Raw genomic sequence first — 18,541 nt, forward strand, 5'->3', positions numbered from 1 at the left:
CTTCATGGCCTACCTGCCTGTAGGCGTCGACCACGGCCATACCCCGGTCGAGCTCTGCTACGAGGACTACGGTGACGGTCGTCCCGTGGTCCTGCTCCATGACTGGCCGCTGTCCAGACATATGTGGGCGGCACAACTGCCCGCGCTGGTGGAGGCCGGGTATCGCGTGATCACCTACGATCGCCGGGGATTCGGCGACTCCACCCGTCCCTGGGGCGGCTACGGCTACGACAACCTGGCCGGCGATCTCCGCGCGATGCTTGAGAAGTTGGAGCTGACCGACGCGACGCTGGTGGGAGCGGGGATGGGCGCGGCGGAAATCGCACGCTATCTCACCCGGTACGGCCCGGCAGGGATCGCGGGGGTCGTCCTGGTGGGGGCCGCGCTGCCGTACCTGTATCGCTCCTACGGCAACCCGCAGGGCCCCTGGACCCCCGAGCACTTCGACCATCTCAGGGCGCGGCTCGGCACCGACAGGTTCACCATGATCGACTCCTACGTGACCCGGATGTTCCGGGCCGGCGACCGCGTACTGCTGAGCGACCTCCACCGCGGCCACTACCGCGACCAGGGAGCCGCCGCGTCGCCGCAGGCGCTCGACGCCGGGCTGGCGACGCTGGCGCGCAGCGATCTGCGCGCCGAACTCGCCCTGCCGGTGCCGGCCCTGATCATTCACGGTGATGACGACGAGATCGCCCCGTTCGCGGCCACGGGCGCACGCATCGGCTGCGCCGACGTGGAGGTGATCCAGGGCGCGCCGCACGGCTGCCAGGCCACGCACCCCCTGCGTTTCAACCGCACGCTGCTCCGGTTCCTTGCCGGCAGCTGACGCGGCGGGCACTTACCGAGCCTGATCGCGACCTGTTCCGGCTGGGTGACCACGTGGACGACGCTCCCTCCACCGTGTCGCTCATCACGCACTCCTTCTCATGGAGATGTCGGCGGCGAGAAACCCTTCCAGCTCGGCCAGGTCGCCGGTCCGCGTCGCATCGAGGAACACCTGCACGAGGCGCTGATACTCGGTGATGTCCACCGGCCTGCGCCGCCCGGTCTCGATGCGTTCGCGGGCCCGCCGTACGAGCTGCCGCGCATACGCCGCGTCCAGGTGAAGGACCTCGGAGATGCGTCGGTAGGGGTAGTCGAAGGCCTTGCGCAGGAGGTAGGCGGCCCGCTCGGCGGGCGACAGCTTCTCCAGCAGCACCCGGACCGCGAGATCTACGGCCTCGTGCTGCTCGGCCGCCGAGTCGGGGCCGGCGCTGCCCTCGTTCCTTTCGGCCAGCCAGGGGCCGGGGAACGTCTCACGGCGCATGCGCGCGGACTGGACGACGTTGAGAGAGAGCCTGACGGTGGTCTTCGCGAGGAACGCGGGCGCGTTGACGATGGCCGAGCGGTCGGCGCGCTCCCACCGCAGCCACGCCTCCTGCACCACGTCCTCGGCCTCGCCCGCGTCCCCGAGATAGCGGTAGGCGATCGCGAAGAGCCGCGGTCGTGTGGTGATGAACGCAGCTTCGCGGTTGACGTTCTCCGTGAAATGGCCGATGGGGATCATTCGTCTCTCCAGCTGAGGGCCTGCATCAGTCGGATCCCAGCAAACGCCCGACGGGGTCGGACGACATCGCACGGATGCTTGACATCCGGGCGGGACGCCAGGCGGCGATGCCGGCCCGCGCGCCGCGAGGGGCGGTGCGATCTCAAGTCTTCGTGCGATGTCCGCCGGCCGCCGTGCCGGAACCGTGGAGCATGCACCGGCAGAGGAGGTCGCCGGCGCACCCGGCACCCTCACCGGCCGTGATTCATCCCTTAACGAAAGGTCTCGTCATGCGTCATCGACCGTCCGTCTGGCAGAGCTCCGCCGCCGCTCTCGGCCTGGCCGCCGTCACGCTGTCCACCGCTCCCGCCATGGCCGGCACCGCCGAGGGCACCCGGCCCACGGTGGTGCTAGTCCACGGCGCCTTCGCCGACGCGAGCAGCTGGGACAGGGTCACCGCCCAGCTGCAGCGGCGCGGCTACCCGGTCGTAGCGGCTCCCAACCCGCTGCGCACCCTGTCGGGGGACGCCGCCTACATCGCGAGCATCCTCAAGGGCATTCCCGGCAAGGTGATCCTGGTCGGCCACTCCTACGGCGGCGTCGTGATCACCAACGCCGCCCGCGACGCCGACAATGTGAAGGCCCTGGTGTACGTGGCGGCGTTCCTGCCGGACAAGGGCGAGAGCACGGAGACCGTGCTGGACCCTGAGAAGTTTCCCGGCAGCCTGCTCGGCCCGGCCACGCTCGACCAGCGCCCGTACACCGACGCGGCGGGCGAGGGCGTCGACCTGTACATCAAGCCGGCCAGCTTCCCCGCGGTGTTCGCCGCCGACCTGCCCGCCGACACGGCCCGGCGGATGGCCGTGGCCCAGCGTCCCTTCGGGGTCGGCGCCTACACCGGCGTCTCGGGCGCCCCGGCGTGGAAGAAGATCCCCAGCTGGGTCATCGTCAGCGGCGAGGACAAGGCCATCGCGCCCGCAGGTCAGCGGTGGATGGCCGCGCGGGCCAAGGCTCGCACCATCGAGGTGAAGTCCTCGCACGCCATGTCGCTGAGCCACCCGTCCGTCATCACCGACGTCATCGTCGACGCCGACCGCCGTACCCGTTAACAGCCGGAGAGGGCCGCCCCGCCCGTCGTCGCGGGCGGGGCGGCCCTCCGGCGTCGAGCACACAGGTGGCGACCATGGACATCGAACCAAGGCTGACACTCCGCTGGGCCGACCACGGGGCCTGCGCGAACAGCGATCCCGACCTGTTCTTCCCGCTCACCTGGGACGGCAGGCCCGCCCCGCACACCGCCCTGGCCCGGCGGATCTGCATGAGCTGCCCGGTGCGCGTGCCCTGCCTGACCTGGGCCGTAGAGACCGGCGAACCGGAAGGCATGTGGGGCGGCACCACACCGGACGAGCGTCGCCGCATGCGCTCCAAGCGGCTCAAGAAGACCGGCTGAACTGTCGCCGCCCCATCTCGTCAAGAGATCCGGATCACCGCGACGGGGCAGGTGGCGTGACGGAGGACTGTCTGGCTGACCGAACCCTGCAGAAGTGCGCGGAGCCCATGACGCTGGTGCGAGCCGACCACGAGCAGGGACGCCCCGGAAGCCGGGCCCACCAGCGCCTTGCCTGGGCGGCCGGTCAGCCTCTCCTGGCCGACCGTGACCGATGGGAAGCGCTCACGCCACGTCCCCAGAGCGCGTTCGGGCACGGCCGGCCCGTCGCCGGCATGCGCCAGCGTCAGGGCATTCGTGGTCCGTGAGGCATGAGCGAAGGCGAACGCGAGCAGCGCCTCGCTCTCGTCATGGTCGTCGATGCCCACCACGACGGGCCCCTTCGGCGTGACGTGCCCGTGCACGACCACGACCGGGCAGGCGGCCTCGGCCGTGAGCCTGGCGCCGACGGAGCTCAGCAGCAGGCTTCCGACCTCGCCGAGGCCGCGACTGCCCACGACGAGCAGCCCTGCCTGGTGGGACCGGCTCAGCAGCGCGTTGACCGGCACGGCCTCAGGAAGACCGGTGGTCACCTCGATGCCGGGCGCGACCGCACGCGCACGCGTCACGGCGGTGTTCAGGATGCGTTCGGCGTCGTGCCGGAGGCCGCCCTCAGGCGGGCCTCCCGGCGCAGGGCCGAGAGGCACTCCGAGCAGCGGCCAAATGAAGGCATGGAGGATCTCCAGCGGCCGACGCCGGCGTTCTGCCTCGGCGGCGGCCCACTCCACGGCCCGCAGGCCGTCCTCGGAGTCGTCCACACCTACGACTACAGCGCTCATCGCTGTTCCTTTCTCGTTGGCCGCCGGTTGTTCGACGAGCTTTCCTGTGGCCGAGACCTCCGCATGAGCGCGGCGATCCCGGTCGTCCACGCCCGGTGTCCTCGGTCACTCGGGGCCGGCATGGCGTGCCGCCGTCCTGGCCGCGATGGCCGTCGGCCAGATCGCGACGGCGACCAGCAGCACACAGCTCGCCGAGATCACCGCGACCACGCCGACCACGCCGATCCAGGGCGTCGCAAGCGGCAGCGCCAGGACGACGACGCAATCCACAAGCGCCGCCCTGGGCGGGATGACGGGCCTCGCGAGGACCAGCGCGTGCGTCACCTGCAACAGGAGGAGATATGCGCAGACCGGGATGGCGACCGCGTAGCCGAGCGCCATGGGCGATGCCGCGACCTCCTGCCCGCTCTGTTCCACCGCCACTTCGAGCCCGGCGCCGAGGGCGGCAAGGGCGGCGAAGACGCCGTAGTGGCCGTATCCCCACAGGTACGACCGATGACGGCGATCGCTGAGCCCCCCACCCGCCTGCACCAGGAAGTACAGCCACCACAGCGCGAACAGCAGAACGAGGCCGGAGCCCGCGATGACGACGAGGGCGCCGCTGATCCCGCCGGCTCCGAGCGCCCCTTCCACTCCCCTGCTCGCCGCCAGCACGCTTTCACCGAGCAAGATGATCGTGAACAGGCCGTAGCGCTCGGCGATGTGGTGCGGGTGCCACGTGGTGGGCCGCACCCGTTCCGCCCACCGCGGCACGGCGAGCTCCAGGACCACCAGGCAGACGAAGATCGGCAGCCCTGACGAAGCGGGCAGCCCACCCTTCTCCACCAGGAAGAACCGGAGGATCCACGCCAGTTGCAGGACGGCGATGCCACCGGCGTAGCGCAGCGCGGTGCGCCGGCTCGCCCGATCCTCGACTGCGGCCCGCAGCCATTGGGCGACGAGCCCCACCCTCATGATGAGGTAGCCCAGCGTGACGATGCCGAAATCAGCCTCGCCGGCCGCGGCGGGCACGCCGGCGGCCAGCACCAGCACCCCGGCCATCTGGAGCATGGTCAGCAGCCGGTAGGCGACGTCGTCGGTGTCGTAGGACGAGGCGAACCAGGTGAAGTTCATCCACGCCCACCAGATCGCGAAGAACACCTGCAGGAACGGGAGCAGCCCGGCCAGGCCATGACCGTCCGCGAGGTCGTGCGCGAGCCGCGCGGTGACGGCGGCGACCGCGATCACGAACGTGAGGTCGAACAGGAGCTCCAGCTGGCTCGCAGCGCGGTGCGGCTCGTCGACAGGGCGAGCGCTCATCCTGACCCTGATGCGGATGGTGGTGTTGGCCGGTGGCAAGGTCGCGCTCCTGTCGCTCCGTGAGTCTGTCCCGCTAGCAAGACCGGGCAGCGCTTCGTTCTGTGACAAGAGAAACGAGCATGGGCTCAGGCAGTGGCCTCGTGCGGGAGGATGTCCTCAACGGCCGGACCGCTCATCGTTCCTCCGAAGGCGCCGGCATGGACGGACGTTCCGGCCGGCGGCGCCGCCAGTGCCGTTCGAGGGCGGCGGCGACCTGGGCGGGCCGCTGCAACACCGTCCAGTGGTTGCAGTCGAGCTTGAGCACGCGTTCCGCCCTGACAGCCCGGCCCAGTTCGTCGGCGAACCCGACGGGGCAGGCAGGGTCGCGGGCTCCCCAGAACACCAGGCCGGGCGCGGACATCCTGCCCAGTTCCGGTTCCCACTCACCGCCCATCCGCACGGCGGAGCGGTAGAGCTTGAGAATGCTGTCCTTCATCAGCGTGTCCACGTACCGCACCGTCTCCTCGGCCAGGTCGGCGGGGACCTCGAAGCCGGTGACGAGATCGGCCGCGAAGCCGTCGGGCGTCAGCCCTGCCATGAAGCGCTCCCCCTCGACCGGGTCCTGCCAGATCTTGGCCAGCGGATGCCACGTGTATCGAGCGCTGATCGGGCCATTCCCGCCGGCCCAGGTACGTACCAGGTCGGGACGGAGAGAGGCGACCCGGGCGGTGAGGATGCAGCCCCAGTCGTGACCGACCAGATCGACCGGCTCGCCGAGCTCCTCCAGTCGGCTGATCAGCCAGTCGGCGTACTCCTCCTTCGTGCTGCCGAAGCCCTCGGGCCGTGGAGCGCCGAACCCCGGCAGGTCCCAGGCTTCCACGTCCGTACGCGTCAGGTACCGGCGGACACCCGACCAGAGACGATGGGTGTCGGGGACGCCGTGGATGAGGACTACCGGCATGATGCGTCACCTCTGGTCTGGATGGCGGCGACCGAACGGCCGGGACCCGCCGCGCCACTCTCCACGTCGGGCAGCGGGTGGGCCGCGCCGTGGACCAGAACGATGACGGGCCGTTTTTTCGTGATCATGAGCATGCCCTTTCAGGTGTCAGGCTGGTGGTTCGCACCTCAGCGGCTCCGCGCCTGGCCGAGGCCACGGCGGACGAGGCCGGGCTTCACAGCTTGGACCGGACAGCCGGCCGAATCTGTGACAGTGCCGAGCGGCGGCCTTGTACACGGAACACATGAGCGCGCGGCGAGCCGGTCCCGGCAGGTGGTTCCGGCGGCGCCTGGCACCTGATCGGCAGGTTCCTTCCTCTGATCCCCCGCCTCACCCGCCTGTCACAGATCAAGGTGGCCGCCCGGTCCAAGCGGAGGAACCGATCCGGTTCGCGGCGAAAGGGATAGATCATGAACATCACGGATGGCGCACCGCTGCGGGACGTGGCCCGTCCAGCCCCGCCGATGGACAGTGCGCCGCCCGGGCGGGAGCCGGGTGAGCGTCGTTTCGGGCTCGTCACGGCGTCTGCGCTGGTGGTCGGTTCGGTCATCGGAACCGGAGTGTTCGCCCTTCCGTCCGCCCTGGCGGTGTTCGGCCCGATATCGCTGGTGGCGTTCGTGCTCGTCACGATCGGCGCGGTCGCGCTGGCGCTGGCGTTCCGCGGCCTCGCGGCGCGGCTGCCGGCCGCAGGCGGCCCCTACGTCTACGCCCGCGACGCATTCGGCGAATTCGCCGGGTTCCTCATCGCCTGGAGCTACTGGATCACCGCTTGGGCCGGGAACGCGGCGATCGTCGTGGCGTGGGTGGGCTATGTCGAGGTGTTCTGGAACACCAGGCACGAGATCGGGTGGTCGATCGCGATCGCGCTGGCCGGGCTGCTCCTGCCGGCCCTGGTCAACCTCTCGGGACTGCGCAGCTTCGCCGCGTTCCAGGTCGTCGCGACCGTCTTGAAGTTCATCCCGCTGGTGTTCATGGCCACCATCGGCCTGCTGTTCATCAACACGGCGAACTTCGGCGAGTTCAACGCCAGTGGCGGCTCCTGGCTCGGCGCGATCAGCGCTGCGGGAGCCATCGCCCTGTTCAGCTACCTGGGCATCGAGACCGCGTCTGTCGCCGCGGCCCGGGTCAGAGACCCCAGGCGGAACGTCGGCCGGGCAACCGTGCTGGGCACCCTGGCCTGTGCCGCGGTGTACATCCTCGGCACAGTCACCGTCTTCGGCACCGTGCCGCACGACCGCCTCATCCGCTCCGCCGCCCCCTTCACCGACTCGGCGAACGCCATCTTCGGCGGACAGTGGGCGGGGGCGACGGTCGCCGTCGCGGCCATCGTGTCCGGCTTCGGGGCACTGGTCGGCTGGACGCTGATCGTGGCCGAGATGCCACGGGCGGCGGCGCGGGACGGCTTGTTCCCGGCCCGCTTCGCCCGGCAGAACCGGTCCGGGGTGCCCGCGTTCGGAATCATCGTCTCCACCCTGCTGGCCGCAGGACTTACCGTCATCAGCTACACCAGCTTCGAGCAGGTGTTCATCGCTGTCGTGCTCCTGTCGGTGCTCACCTCCGTCGTCCCGTACCTGCTGTCCGCCGCGGCGCAGCTGTACTGGCTGATCGTCGAAGGCAGGCGATCGCGGACCGGGCATCTTGTACGTGACGTCACCGTCTCAATGCTCGCCCTGGCGTTCGGGTTCTGGGCTCTCGCCGGGAGCGGCTACCAGGCTGTCTACTACGGAACGTTCTGCCTGCTGCTCGGCGTGCCGGTGTACGTCTGGGTCAAGGCCCGCCGCGGCGTCTACGGCGAGACCCCGGCGGTGACGCGATGACAGCGACCGGCCAGGACACCGCCCTGCGGATCGGCGTCCACTCCGAGATCGGTCGCCTGCGCGAGGTCGTCGTGCACCGGCCCGGGCGAGAGCTGGACCGGCTGACCCCCGGCAACGCCGCTGAAATGCTGTTCGACGACGTGCTCTGGGCCGACCGCGCGCGCCACGAACACGACGAGTTCGTCGCGGCGTTGCGCGCCCGCGGCGTGCGGGTGCACCTGTTCGCCGAGTTGCTGGCGCAGGCGCTCGCGACCGACGCCGGCCGGCGCTTCGCCGTGAACCGCGTGTGCACTGATCAGCGGTTCGGACCGGCGCTGGCCCGTGAGCTGCGGGCGCTGTTCCTGGACACTGACCCGGTCGTGCTGGCCGGCCATCTGATCGGTGGGGTGCTGAAGTCGGAGATCGACCTGCCCCGCGTGGCCAGCGTGGCGTGGCACAGCCTCGACGATGACGGTTTCGTGCTCGCCCCGCTGCCCAACACGCTGTTCCAGCGCGACAACGCGGCCTGGATCGGCCGGGCCGCCGCGGTCAACCCGATGGCCAAAGCGGCCAGAAACCGCGAGTCCATCAACACTCGCACCGTCTACCGGCACCACCCGCTGTTCGCCGGCGCCGACTTCGTCACCGTCTACGGCGACGACGACCTGCTCCACGCCCCGGCGACGCTGGAGGGCGGCGACATCCACGTCATCGCCGACGGCGTCGTCATGATCGGGATGGGCGAGCGCACCACGCCGATGGGCATGGAGATGCTCGCCGGGCGGCTGTTCTCCGATGGCCACGCCCGCCGCGTCCTGGCCGTCGAGCTGCCCAAGACCCGCTCGACGATGCACCTGGACACCGTGCTCACGATGGTCGACGTCGCCACCTTCGTCGCCTACCCCTACTTCGACCAGGCCGCGGCCCGGGTCTGGCTGCTCACCCCTGATGGGCGCGTCCGCCGCAGGACAGGGCTGACAGCCGGACTGTGCGAGGCGATCGAGGACGACGGCGTCCGTGTGCTGACCGCGTCGGGAGACCGGCGTGAGGCCGAGCGTGAGCAGCGGAACGACGCCGACAACTTCCTGGCAGTCGCCCCCGGCGTGGTGCTCGGCTACGAACGCAACACCGCGACCAACGCCATGCTGCGCGACCACGGCCTGGAGGTCATTCCGCTGGCCGGCAGCGAGCTCGGCCGTGGCCGCGGCGGCGCCCGCTGCATGACCTGCCCCATCCTGCGTGACCCCGTTTCCCTCACTGCGAAGGAGTCGCCGTGACCCGCCTGTCCTCGTCCGGCTCGTTGCTCACCGTGACCGGCCTCGGCCGCACGGGCTTCCTCGAACTGCTCGACCGCGCCGCGGCGCTGAAGGAGGCCAAGCGGGCCGGGCACGAACGGGCCGAGCTGACCGGACGCAACATCGCCCTGGTCTTCGAGAAGGACTCCACCCGCACCCGATGCGCGTTCGAAGTCGCCGCCTACGACCAGGGCGCCCACGTCACCTACCTCGGACCGTCGGGCTCGCACCTGGGCCGGGAGGAGAGCGTCGCCGACACCGCGCGGGTGCTGGGCGCGATGTTCGACGGGATCGAGTTCCGCGGGTTCGCCCAGGAGACCGTCGAGGAGCTGGCCAGGCACGCCGGCGTCCCGGTCTGGAACGGGCTCACCGACCAGTGGCACCCGACCCAGATGCTCGCCGACGTCCTGACCATGCGCGAACACCAGCCAGGCGACATCGAACGGATCAGCTACTGCTTCACCGGCGACGGGCGCGGCAACATGGCCCGGTCGCTGCTGATCACCGGGGCCATGCTCGGCATGGACGTGCGGATCGCCGCGCCCGCCGCGCTGAGCCCACCGGAGTCGCTGGTGCGACAGGCCGAACGCCTGGCGCAGGAGAGCGGCGCCCGGGTGACGGTCACCGACGATCTCGCGGTGGCGCTTGACGGCGCCGCCTTCGTCCATACCGACGTGTGGGTCAGCATGGGCGAGGCCGACGCCGAATGGGACCGGCGGGTCCCGTTACTCACCCCCTACCGGGTCACGGCGGAGGCGATGGCCGCCACGGGACGCCCCGACACGCGCTTCATGCATTGCCTGCCTGCCGTCCACGACACCAGCACCGCGCTCGGCAAGCGGATCCGCGAACGTCACGGACTCGCCGGGGCCGAGGTCACCGACGAGGTGTTCGCCTCCCCCGCCTCCATAGTCTTCGAGCAGGCGGAGAACCGGTTGCACACCATCAAGGCCGTGCTCGTCGCGTCGCTGGGAGCCTGACATGCTGCTGGTCGTCGCGCTGGGCGGGAACGCCCTGCTCGAACGAGGCGAACATCCCGACGAGGAGGTGCAGCGACGGCACGTGCGCGCCGCCGCCCGCGCGCTGGCGCCGCTCGCCGCCGAGCACACGCTGGTGCTCTGTCATGGCAATGGGCCGCAGATCGGGATGCTGGCCGCCGAGAGCGAGAACGACCCGGCGCTGGCCCATCCGTTCCCGCTCGACACGCTCGGCGCCCAGACCCAGGGCATGATCGGGTACTGGCTGGCGCGGGAGCTGGGCAACGCGGGCATGGTCCGGCCAGTCGTCACGATCGTCACGCAGACCGAGGTCGACGCGGACGATCCGGCGTTCCGCGCCCCCGCGAAGTTCGTCGGCCAGGGATACCCGGAGCCGGTGGCCCGGAGATTCGCGCGGGAGCACGGGTGGACCGTCGCCCGGGACGGCCCGGCCTGGCGCCGGGTGGTGGCGTCCCCGTCGCCGCGCCGGATCGTCGAACTCCCCACGATCCGGCACCTCGTGGCCACAGGCACGACCGTCATCTGCGGAGGCGGAGGCGGCGTTCCGATTCTCGCCGTGGGCGGCGGGCGGTTCGAGGGTGCGCAGGCCGTCGTCGACAAGGACCGCACGGCGGCGCTGCTGGCGATCGAACTGAACGCCGACCGCCTCGTGATCCTTACCGACGTCGACGCCGTCCGGCGCGACTTCGGCACTCCACGGGAGCGGCCCCTGTCCACCATCGACGTCGGCGAGCTGCGCACGATGCCCTTCCCTGACGGGTCGATGGGGCCCAAGGTCGACGCGTGTATCCGGTTCGTCACGGCAACCGGGCGGGCGGCGGCGATCGGCGCGCTGCGGGAGGCGTCCGCGGTGCTCGCCGGCACGGCGGGAACCACCATCACGACATCGACCGGCTCGGCAAGCGCGCCAAGGCGAACAGGGTGAGCACAGCGGCGTACACCCGTAGGCGAGACCGTGGGCAACGGTGTCAGCCCTGAGACAGCGGCCGATCCGGCGCTCCAACTGTTGGTCGAATGATCAGCGGACGGGTGCGATTTCCTGAGGGCGGTGGGTCAACCGCTGAGCACCACCCTCAGGTTCACAGCTCTGACCGGCGAACGATGCCGCCGGGTGTGGGCCGTAGGGTCTATGACGCTGCCTGCCGGGCTGGTTGCCCGGCCCCCGCGATCTTGTCGTGCAGGCCCTTGAGCGCGGCAACGTAGATTTCCGAGAAGGTGGGGAACGGTTGGATGGTGTCGCGCAGCACGTCCAGCGGGATCCCGGCGCGGATCGCAAGGGTCGCCTGCTGCAGCCACTCGCCCGCCTCGGGGCCGAAAGCGCAGGCGCCGGTGAGCACATGGCCGTCGCTGAACAGCGCGAGGAATCCGTTGGATTCCTCGTAGGCTCGGGTGTACGTGGCGGTCTTGGCCACCTCGGAGAGAGGAACGGTGACGCTGAACCGCGCCTCGACGTCGCCGACCGATGCGGCCTGCGGGTCGGTGTAGACGACGCGGGGCACGGCCGTATAGTCCGCCTCACGACGCCTGCCGAGAATGTTGTCCGCAACGACCTCGCCCTGGTATTTGCCGACGTGGGTCAGCATCCATAGACCGGTGGCGTCGCCGACCACCCAGAGCTTCTCGGCGGCGCGCAGGCACCGATCGACGGGGATGCCATGGCCGTCGGCGCTTACCCCGACCGTCTCCAGGCCGAGGTCGTGCACGCGTGGGCGCCGCCCGGCGGCGACGAGCAGCTTGTCGCCGCGCAGCTCTTGACCGTCGTCGAGGCTGAGAACGTAGTCCTCGCCGTCGTGCCGGGCACCGGTGACCTGCGGGCCGAGCACGATCTCGACCCCGTCGCGGCGAAGGACCTCGCCGAGCGCCTCGCCCAGTGGCGCGGGCTCGCGCGGCAGGACGTGCCGGCTCCGTGCGGTCAGGACCACCTCGCCGCCCAGACGCCGTACCGCCTGGGCCATCTCCACACCGACGGCACCGCCGCCGAGTACGAGAAGCCGCCGCGGCACCGCCTTCATACCGGTCGCCTCGCGGCTGGTCCAGACGCCCGGCAGTTCCCGCAGGCCCGGGACGGGAGGAATGACGGCTGACGCGCCAGTGGCGATGACGATGTGGTCGGCGGTGTGGCGAACACCGTTCACCTCCACGACACCCGGCCCGGCGAGCCGGCCGGTGCCACGCAGCAGGTCGATGCCCTTGGCGGCCAGCCACCGCTGCTGGCCCGCGTCGGAGTAGTCGGACACCATGAAGTCCCGCCAGGCCAGGGCTCGCTCGGCGTCGACCTCGGCGGTGGCGGCCGCCTCCCGCGCTCCGTGGACCGCCTCGCCCGGACGCAACAGCGTCTTGGACGGGATGCAGGCCCAGTAGGAGCATTCCCCGCCGACCAGTTCCCGTTCCACCAGCGCGACGCGCAACCCACCGTCGGCCAGGGCGCCGACACAATGCTCTCCAGGCGATCCGCCACCGATCACGATGACGTCGTAGTCGCTGCTCATCTGTCTGTCTCCTCGCTTGTTTCGATACGGGGTGTGCGACGCTGCCGGGTGTTCATGGGCACGCCGACATCGGGCTTTGAGGAGCCTGGGCGTTTCGGGTGGGTGAAGTCGGCCTCAACCGCGACCGGGTGTCCGTCCGATGGCCAGTGAGCCGGCCTTCATCGTCACCCCGCACCATGCTCGGTTGCGTTCCACAGCAACGACCGGATGGGGGCGACGAAATGTGACAGCACGTACCGATAGCGCGAATGCCCGGATCACCCAGGGCTGCTGGACTCAGCGACCACGCGTCGGACGTGCCATCCCGGCACGGTGACGGCGACAGCCCATCTCCCCTAACCGGCCCAGGAGCACGCCGACAGCCGGGCAGGCCGACTTCGAGCGACACTCTGCTGATTCCTCCTCGCGGCGGCGTCACGAGTCCGGAGGCTGTCCGGTCTAGTAAGTGACGGGTTGGCAACAGGCCACCCCGGCAGGCTCAGGGGGCACGCACGGCTCCAGCGCGGAGTTCGTATCTGCGAGGCAGGCAGCAAGTGAAGGGCGTCACCCCCAGAAGGCACCGCCATCTGCGAGCCACCCAGAACACGAGCACCCACAGAATTTGAGCGCATCAGTGAAAGGCGAAATCCCCATGACCCACGTTCCCGATGAAGGCATGGTGCTCGTCCCCGGCGGCACCCTCATCACCGCTACCCCCGAAGAGGGACGGGCCCTGGCCATCACGCTCGCCCGTCACACCGTGCACAACCTCCAGCCCGACCTGGAGATCCTCCGGGCCGGGCGGGCGCGGTACGGCGAAGACCCCATGGGCCTGATCGCCGCCGCCCAGGTGGTGGCGCTGGAGTTCGCCACTGTCGCCGCTGCCAACGGCTATTGGCGCTGACCCTCACGGAGGAGAGTCCCATGACGGCTGCTCTTCACGTCGTTTCTGAAAGGCATCCACGCAACGCCGAGGCAGGGCGAGCGTACGGTGTGACTTCTGGGTCTGGTGTCCCTCGCCCTTACGGACCGCCACAGCGCCCCATGCGGCGGTGCAGGCGGGCCAGCCTCCGGGGCGCCGCGCGTGCGGGGATGGTCCCCGACACGGCACAGAGGCGGGGGCGCGACGGAGCTACCTCCCGCAGCACCCCGACGCGGGTGCAGTCAGACGCGGTCGGTGGGGGCAGTCGGTGTTCGGCTGGCGATGGTCTCCTCGATTCGCTCCATCGCGGTGATGGCGCCGAAGGCGAGCAGGCGCACCAGGTCGGTGTCGGTGGCGGAGGTCGTGGTGCGCCATGCGGTGACATCCGCTTCGGTGATGTCGTGCGGGCTGACAGCGGCCAGGAGCGCGAGTTTGGCGGCGGGCCGGTCGGCTTCGGGAAGCTGGGTCAACCGTTGTGTCAGCCGTGTGCCAGGTGAAAAGGGGGCGGGTTCGGCGACCGTGGCTTGGAGCAGGTTTCGGCTTGGCTCGCTCAGGAGGGTGGCGCCGGCGGTTGCCACGCTGCGCAGGGCGGCGAACGCGGCTCCGATCGGTGTGTCGCCCGCCCAGGCCGGCCGGGGCTCCATCGGGATGCCGGCCAGGAGCGGCAGGCTGTCGCCTCGGGCGAGTTGCTGGTGGACGGTGCGGGTGTAGGCCATGGCCCCGACGCGGCGTACCGGCCGTGCTCGTTGCAGGTTGCCGGGCAGCAGTTGCTCGTCGGTGAGCGTGGAGAACATGCGGTTGATGAAGTGGGTCGACAGGGCCGTGCCGATGTACTCGGCGGCGAGGTCGGCAGGGAAGGGCGGTGCCGGCAGGTGTGCCGGGTCGAGGGTTCGGGTGGCTTTCGCCCAGGTCGTCAGGGCGGCGTGGTGAGGGTCGGCCGGGACTCGGTCGTCGAGCAGGTCCTCGGCGAGCTGGTGTTCGCCGAGGGCGTGGAGGAGGATGGTGTGCGCGTCGATGCAGAACCGGCACCGGTTGGCCTGTGACACGGCCACGGCCACGACTTCCTTGTCGGTGCGGGGTGCGAGTCCTGCCAGTTCCGACTCGCGCAGCACGGCCCAGGCCGCGGCGTGCAGTTCAGGCGCCGGGGACAGCATCATGAACGCGGCCTGCCCGAAGTCGGCCGCCGACTGGGCGTACACCTCGGCGACTCGGCCGGTCGCGGATTTCCTGGGGACGGGCGCGATGTGGCGGATGGACATGCTGATCTCCTAGGTGGTTGGGCTATTTCAGGGACACGGTCAGGCTTGGGGCGCGTTGCCGATGGCGCGGGCGATCCGCCGCGCTTCGACGGGGAACCGGCGCAGGCTGCCCTCTATCGCCGGCCGGTAGCCGATGAACCACAGTCCCGGCCGGTGCTTGCCCGCATCACGGTGGGGACGTCCGTCGTGGTCGAGGACGTCGAGGTGTCCGACCAGATCGGCGAGACCGGGGTCGTAGCCGGTGGCGGCCAGCACCGTGTCGGGTCGCAACCGGCTGCCGTCTCGCAGCACGACCTCGGGACCGTCGAGACGGTCGATGTCGGTGACGATGTGCAGCCGGCCGGCGGTGAGATGCCCGACGAAGCCCTGGTCGATCGCGATGGTGACCCCGGTGGTGCGCATGCGCTCGTACGGGCCCTGCCTCGGGGTGGGCAGCCCGTGGGCGCGTAGGTCACCGAACGCGTGGTGCGCCGCGGCGCGGGCGAGGCGGTCGCGGATCGGCTCCGGCAGGAGGCGCAGCGCGAGGGTGAGCGGGTGCAGGGGAAGGCCGTACAGGTGCCGGGGCAGGATGGTCGGTGAGGTGCGCACCGACATCCACAGGTGCCGGACGCCCGCGTCGACGAGGTGGCCGGCGATCTCGACGCCGGAGTTGCCGGCGCCGACGAGCAGGACTCGGGCGCCGGCGAGGTCGGCGGCGCGGCGCAAGGCGGCGACGTGCTGGATCGGCTGCTGGAAGCCCGCGCGTCCGGGCCAGTCGGGCAGCTTGGGGACGCGGTCGTGGCCGGTGGCGACGACGACGTGGCGGCTGCGGTAGTGGCCGTCGTTCGTCGTGATCTGCCAGCCGCCGGCCACGGGGTCGATCCGGCGGGCTCGAACACCGCAACGTACGTGGAGTCGCGCGTGCCGGGTGAAGCGTTCGAGGTAGTCGATGTAGTCGTCCCGGGCGACCCACCGGCCAGCACGTCCGGGGATGGGCAGGCCGGGCAGGTCGGAGAGCCAGCGGATGGTGTTCAGGCGCAGGTCCTGGTGGCGGTGCCGCCAGGAGGTGCCCACCGCCTCGCCCTGTTCGAGGATGACCGGGTTGATCCGGTGCCGCCGCAGGGCCGCCGCGGCCGCCAACCCGGCCGGACCTGCTCCGATGATGATGACGGTGGGCGTCACGACGCCCGCCCGCAGCGTGGTGCGCCGAGCGACAGCGCGGTGACGCCATGTCGGCCGCCAGCGGCGCCCACGCCATGACCGCCGTGGACCGGGTGCAGGCTCGTGCCGGGCGGGAGCGGGACGGCTCCGGTGCCGATGGCCGGCAGCGCGTCGTTCACGAGCGTGGTGTCCGGGAAGACCGCCGACTCCACTGCGGCCGTGTGACCCGTCAAGGTGCGGTTGCCCATGCGTCATACGTCTTTCGCTAGAGCGATACTCCAGCGACAATTGCACTAGAGTGTCGCTCCAGTCAAGTTGGGGAGATCACCGGTGACACCACCCAAGCCCGGAGTGCGCGCGGCCAAGACGGCCCAGACCCGTGCCCGCATGCTCGCCGCCGCCCGCGAGCTGTTCGTCGAACGCGGCTACACCGCCACGAGCATGCAGGCCATCGCGACCCGAGGCGGGGTGGCCGTGCAGACGTTGTACTTCACCTTCGAAACCAAACGAGCGATCCTCAAGGAGCTGCTCGACGTCGAGGTGGCCGGCGACGACGCCCCGGTCGCCACGCTCGACCGCCCATGGGCCGCCCAAGCGCTCGCCGCGCCGCCGCCCGAGCTGCTGCACCGGCTCGTCGAGGCCACCGCCGACATCCATGCCCGGGTGGCGCCGCTGCTGGAGGTCGCCCGCTCGGCCGCCGCCACCGACCCGGAGATCGCCGAACTGTGGCGCACCAACATCACGCAGCGGCACACCGTGCTGGCCGTGTTCACCGGCGCCCTGGCCGCCAAGAACGCGCTGCGCGCCGACCTCAACGCACTTCGCGCCGCGGACATGGCCCTCGCCGTCCTGGCGCCGGAGACCTACCACCTGCTCACCGACCACCGGGGCTGGAGCAGCCACGCCTGGGCCGACTGGGCGACCCAGACTCTGATCAGCACCCTTCTTGCGTCATCCGAATGACTAGCGTGATGCTCTAGTGAAATGCGGGAGACACTGTCAAGTCCTGGGTTGCGGGCTGAGGCCCGCTACCGCGAGCCGGAACAGGTGCTCGGCCCGGGCGGCGGGGTCGGGGTGGTGCTCCGTCGCCAGGACGATGCCGACGATCAGCGTGATCAGGTCGGCGACGGTGGCGCCTTCCGCGACCACGCCGTCTCGTACGGCGCGGCGCAGCAGCGGATCGCCTGCCTGTTCCATCATCGCCGCGCAGGTGCTCTCGTCCATCGAGCCGGGCTCGGCTTCCTCGTAGGACAGGGCCGCCGTGAGCCCGCGTGCGGCGACGCAGTAGGTGAGGACGTCGCCGAGCCAGCCGAGGAGGGCCACGCGGCTGTCGTCCTCGCTCGCCAGCTCGTTCGCGCGGGCGCACAGGGACTCGATCCGCCGGTGGGAGACCGCCTCCAGCAGTGACCGGCGGGTGGGGAAGTGGCGGCGCACCGTGGCCGAGCCGACCCCCGCCACGCGGGCGATCTGCTCCAGGGAGGCGCCGGCGCCGTGCGTGGCGACCTCCTCCTCCGCGACGGCGAGGATGCGCGCGTAGTTGCGCCGGGCGTCCGCGCGCTGGCGGTCGGGCATGGCGTCATCTCCGGTGTTGCTAACTGGCGGGGCCCGCCGTATCGTACCGCAGAGGAAAACGGCGGGCCCCGCCGTTTATCGTCCCGAGGGAGCATCATGCCCGCATCATCCGCGCCCGTCCTGGTCATCGGCGCCACCGGCAGGCAGGGCGGGGCCACCGCCCGCGCCCTGCTCGCGGCCGGCGTCCCGGTCCGCGCCCTGGTCCGCGACCCGGCCACCGACCGGGCCCGGGCCGTCGAAACGCTCGGCGCCGAGCTCGTCACCGGTGACCTCCGCGACCGCGCATCGGTGACCCGGGCCGCCAAGGACGCCCGCGCCGTCTTCTCCGTACAGATCGCCCCGCTGACCTCCCGAGGCTTCGACTTCGACGACGAGGTGGCCCAGGCCGTCAACCTGATCGAAGGCGCGAAGGCCGCAGGAGTGCCGCAGTTCGTGCAGACGTCCACCAGCGGCGCCGGACGCCACACCAGGACCCCCGGGCAGGAGGCGGCGGCGGCCTCTCTGGACGCCAAGGCCGCGATCGAGCAACACGTCCGCACGGCGGGCTTCCCCCACTGGACGATCCTCAAGCCGGCCTTCTTCATGGACAACTTCCTGCCGTCCATGGCGTTCTTGTTCCCGCGAGGCGTCGAGGGCGGCCTGGTGAGCGTGATCAAGCCGCGGACCCGCCTGTCCCTCGTGGCGACCGACGACATCGGCACGGCGGCCGCCGCGGCCATCGCCGCGCCGGAGCGCTTCGACGGGGTCGAGCTGGAGCTGGCGAGCGACTATCTGCCGATGACGGAGATCGCCGCGGTCCTCTCCCGCGCGCTGGGCACGCCCCTGTCGGCGCCGGACATGACCGAGGAGCAGGCGCTCGCCGCCGGCATGCCGTCGATGGGCGGCTCGCACGAGTGGCTGAACACGGCCGGTCAGCCCGCCCGCCCCGAGTACGCCAGGGACCTCGGCCTCCCGCTGACCAGCTTCGAGGAATGGGCCCGGCAGCACCTGAGCCCCGCGGCATGACCACGGGCGGCGGCG

19 protein-coding genes are annotated in these 18,541 nt (G+C 70.9%); 10 read left to right on the forward strand and 9 right to left on the reverse strand.

The annotated features are described in order from the left end of the window. The first annotated feature begins 4 nt into the window (after positions 1-4). Complete coding sequence (locus AB0J53_RS02510) at positions 5-829, forward strand: alpha/beta hydrolase (protein ID WP_364168031.1); 825 nt, start codon at positions 5-7, stop codon at positions 827-829. 84 nt (positions 830-913) lie between these two features. On the opposite strand, the gene AB0J53_RS02515 is transcribed toward AB0J53_RS02510, so the two are convergent. Then, positions 914-1,549 carry a sigma-70 family RNA polymerase sigma factor gene (locus AB0J53_RS02515; RefSeq protein ID WP_219499268.1) on the reverse strand — a complete coding sequence of 212 codons (636 nt, stop codon included), beginning with the start codon at positions 1,547-1,549 and terminating at the stop codon, positions 914-916. A gap of 269 nt (positions 1,550-1,818) precedes the next feature. Here AB0J53_RS02515 and AB0J53_RS02520 point away from each other — a divergent pair, with 269 nt between their 5' ends. Both AB0J53_RS02520 and AB0J53_RS02525 read left to right on the forward strand, forming a co-directional pair. Continuing rightward, positions 1,819-2,637 carry an alpha/beta hydrolase gene (locus tag AB0J53_RS02520; protein ID WP_219499266.1) on the forward strand — a complete coding sequence of 273 codons (819 nt, stop codon included), beginning with the start codon at positions 1,819-1,821 and terminating at the stop codon, positions 2,635-2,637. Between the two features lie 74 nt (positions 2,638-2,711). After that, complete coding sequence (locus tag AB0J53_RS02525; RefSeq protein ID WP_219499263.1) at positions 2,712-2,978, forward strand: WhiB family transcriptional regulator; 267 nt, start codon at positions 2,712-2,714, stop codon at positions 2,976-2,978. A 20-nt stretch (positions 2,979-2,998) separates the two neighbouring features. Here the strand turns inward: AB0J53_RS02525 and AB0J53_RS02530 are convergent, their stop codons facing one another. From AB0J53_RS02530 to AB0J53_RS02540, 3 genes are all read right to left on the reverse strand, one after another. Next, the gene (locus AB0J53_RS02530; protein ID WP_357584831.1) at positions 2,999-3,793 is read right to left on the reverse strand and encodes a universal stress protein; all 795 of its coding nucleotides are present in this window, start codon (positions 3,791-3,793) and stop codon (positions 2,999-3,001) included. Positions 3,794-3,898: 105 nt separating this feature from the next. Continuing rightward, positions 3,899-5,092 (reverse strand): low temperature requirement protein A, encoded by a 1,194-nt coding sequence (locus AB0J53_RS02535; protein WP_364168034.1) that lies wholly within the window; start codon positions 5,090-5,092, stop codon positions 3,899-3,901. A 172-nt stretch (positions 5,093-5,264) separates the two neighbouring features. Further along, complete coding sequence (locus AB0J53_RS02540) at positions 5,265-6,032, reverse strand: alpha/beta hydrolase (protein ID WP_364168036.1); 768 nt, start codon at positions 6,030-6,032, stop codon at positions 5,265-5,267. 449 nt (positions 6,033-6,481) lie between these two features. Here AB0J53_RS02540 and AB0J53_RS02545 point away from each other — a divergent pair, with 449 nt between their 5' ends. Genes AB0J53_RS02545 through AB0J53_RS02560 form a run of 4 tightly spaced genes read left to right on the forward strand, consistent with a single transcriptional unit; the run spans position 6,482 to position 11,085 of the window. After that, entirely contained in the window at positions 6,482-7,888 is a 1,407-nt protein-coding gene (locus tag AB0J53_RS02545; protein ID WP_364168038.1) for an amino acid permease, read from the forward strand. Beyond that, positions 7,885-9,144, forward strand: a complete 1,260-nt coding sequence (locus tag AB0J53_RS02550; protein WP_364168039.1) for an arginine deiminase — start codon at positions 7,885-7,887, stop codon at positions 9,142-9,144. Before AB0J53_RS02545 ends, AB0J53_RS02550 begins: the two co-directional genes overlap by 4 nt. A gap of 23 nt (positions 9,145-9,167) precedes the next feature. Further along, positions 9,168-10,142, forward strand: a complete 975-nt coding sequence (argF, locus tag AB0J53_RS02555) for an ornithine carbamoyltransferase (protein WP_364168543.1) — start codon at positions 9,168-9,170, stop codon at positions 10,140-10,142. Between the two features lies 1 nt (position 10,143). Further along, complete coding sequence (locus tag AB0J53_RS02560) at positions 10,144-11,085, forward strand: carbamate kinase (RefSeq protein ID WP_364168041.1); 942 nt, start codon at positions 10,144-10,146, stop codon at positions 11,083-11,085. Positions 11,086-11,287: 202 nt separating this feature from the next. Here the strand turns inward: AB0J53_RS02560 and AB0J53_RS02565 are convergent, their stop codons facing one another. Continuing rightward, positions 11,288-12,649, reverse strand: a complete 1,362-nt coding sequence (locus AB0J53_RS02565) for an NAD(P)/FAD-dependent oxidoreductase (RefSeq protein WP_364168043.1) — start codon at positions 12,647-12,649, stop codon at positions 11,288-11,290. Between the two features lie 631 nt (positions 12,650-13,280). On the opposite strand from AB0J53_RS02565, the gene AB0J53_RS02570 reads away from it, so the two are divergent. After that, complete coding sequence (locus tag AB0J53_RS02570) at positions 13,281-13,532, forward strand: hexameric tyrosine-coordinated heme protein (RefSeq protein WP_219499238.1); 252 nt, start codon at positions 13,281-13,283, stop codon at positions 13,530-13,532. A gap of 260 nt (positions 13,533-13,792) precedes the next feature. Here AB0J53_RS02570 and AB0J53_RS02575 read toward each other — a convergent pair whose 3' ends face one another. From AB0J53_RS02575 to AB0J53_RS02585, 3 genes are read right to left on the reverse strand one after another with little or no spacing between them, the layout of a single operon-like run. Continuing rightward, complete coding sequence (locus AB0J53_RS02575) at positions 13,793-14,809, reverse strand: carboxymuconolactone decarboxylase family protein (protein WP_364168045.1); 1,017 nt, start codon at positions 14,807-14,809, stop codon at positions 13,793-13,795. Between the two features lie 39 nt (positions 14,810-14,848). Continuing rightward, positions 14,849-15,970, reverse strand: coding sequence for an NAD(P)/FAD-dependent oxidoreductase (locus AB0J53_RS02580; protein WP_364168046.1), 1,122 nt, complete (start codon positions 15,968-15,970; stop codon positions 14,849-14,851). Continuing rightward, positions 15,967-16,197, reverse strand: coding sequence for a hypothetical protein (locus AB0J53_RS02585; RefSeq protein ID WP_364168048.1), 231 nt, complete (start codon positions 16,195-16,197; stop codon positions 15,967-15,969). Before AB0J53_RS02585 ends, AB0J53_RS02580 begins: the two co-directional genes overlap by 4 nt. Before the next feature lie 82 nt (positions 16,198-16,279). On the opposite strand from AB0J53_RS02585, the gene AB0J53_RS02590 reads away from it, so the two are divergent. Continuing rightward, positions 16,280-16,912: a helix-turn-helix domain-containing protein gene (locus tag AB0J53_RS02590; protein WP_364168050.1), complete on the forward strand. Its 633-nt coding sequence runs from the start codon at positions 16,280-16,282 to the stop codon at positions 16,910-16,912. A 36-nt stretch (positions 16,913-16,948) separates the two neighbouring features. Here the strand turns inward: AB0J53_RS02590 and AB0J53_RS02595 are convergent, their stop codons facing one another. After that, positions 16,949-17,521, reverse strand: a complete 573-nt coding sequence (locus AB0J53_RS02595) for a TetR/AcrR family transcriptional regulator (protein ID WP_357584847.1) — start codon at positions 17,519-17,521, stop codon at positions 16,949-16,951. Positions 17,522-17,617: 96 nt separating this feature from the next. On the opposite strand from AB0J53_RS02595, the gene AB0J53_RS02600 reads away from it, so the two are divergent. Continuing rightward, entirely contained in the window at positions 17,618-18,526 is a 909-nt protein-coding gene (locus tag AB0J53_RS02600; protein ID WP_364168052.1) for an NmrA family NAD(P)-binding protein, read from the forward strand. The last annotated feature ends 15 nt before the right edge of the window (positions 18,527-18,541 follow it).

This window comes from Nonomuraea sp. NPDC049725 (assembly GCF_040674795.1).
GTDB classification, from domain to species: Bacteria; Actinomycetota; Actinomycetes; order Streptosporangiales; family Streptosporangiaceae; genus Nonomuraea; species Nonomuraea ceibae.

Excerpts from the sequence above, each read along its gene's own strand:
- AB0J53_RS02565 (WP_364168043.1), bottom strand. The coding sequence starts at position 12,649 with ATGAGCAGCGACTACGACGTCATCGTGATCGGTGGCGGATCGCCTGGA.
- AB0J53_RS02535 (WP_364168034.1), bottom strand. The coding sequence starts at position 5,092 with ATGAGCGCTCGCCCTGTCGACGAGCCGCACCGCGCTGCGAGCCAGCTG.
- AB0J53_RS02585 (WP_364168048.1), bottom strand. The coding sequence starts at position 16,197 with ATGGGCAACCGCACCTTGACGGGTCACACGGCCGCAGTGGAGTCGGCG.
- AB0J53_RS02525 (WP_219499263.1), top strand. The coding sequence starts at position 2,712 with ATGGACATCGAACCAAGGCTGACACTCCGCTGGGCCGACCACGGGGCC.
- AB0J53_RS02560 (WP_364168041.1), top strand. The coding sequence starts at position 10,144 with ATGCTGCTGGTCGTCGCGCTGGGCGGGAACGCCCTGCTCGAACGAGGC.
- AB0J53_RS02575 (WP_364168045.1), bottom strand. The coding sequence starts at position 14,809 with ATGTCCATCCGCCACATCGCGCCCGTCCCCAGGAAATCCGCGACCGGC.
- AB0J53_RS02600 (WP_364168052.1), top strand. The coding sequence starts at position 17,618 with ATGCCCGCATCATCCGCGCCCGTCCTGGTCATCGGCGCCACCGGCAGG.
- AB0J53_RS02595 (WP_357584847.1), bottom strand. The coding sequence starts at position 17,521 with ATGCCCGACCGCCAGCGCGCGGACGCCCGGCGCAACTACGCGCGCATC.
- AB0J53_RS02530 (WP_357584831.1), bottom strand. The coding sequence starts at position 3,793 with ATGAGCGCTGTAGTCGTAGGTGTGGACGACTCCGAGGACGGCCTGCGG.
- AB0J53_RS02570 (WP_219499238.1), top strand. The coding sequence starts at position 13,281 with ATGACCCACGTTCCCGATGAAGGCATGGTGCTCGTCCCCGGCGGCACC.
- AB0J53_RS02515 (WP_219499268.1), bottom strand. The coding sequence starts at position 1,549 with ATGATCCCCATCGGCCATTTCACGGAGAACGTCAACCGCGAAGCTGCG.
- AB0J53_RS02510 (WP_364168031.1), top strand. The coding sequence starts at position 5 with ATGGCCTACCTGCCTGTAGGCGTCGACCACGGCCATACCCCGGTCGAG.
- AB0J53_RS02540 (WP_364168036.1), bottom strand. The coding sequence starts at position 6,032 with ATGCCGGTAGTCCTCATCCACGGCGTCCCCGACACCCATCGTCTCTGG.
- AB0J53_RS02550 (WP_364168039.1), top strand. The coding sequence starts at position 7,885 with ATGACAGCGACCGGCCAGGACACCGCCCTGCGGATCGGCGTCCACTCC.
- AB0J53_RS02545 (WP_364168038.1), top strand. The coding sequence starts at position 6,482 with ATGAACATCACGGATGGCGCACCGCTGCGGGACGTGGCCCGTCCAGCC.
- AB0J53_RS02520 (WP_219499266.1), top strand. The coding sequence starts at position 1,819 with ATGCGTCATCGACCGTCCGTCTGGCAGAGCTCCGCCGCCGCTCTCGGC.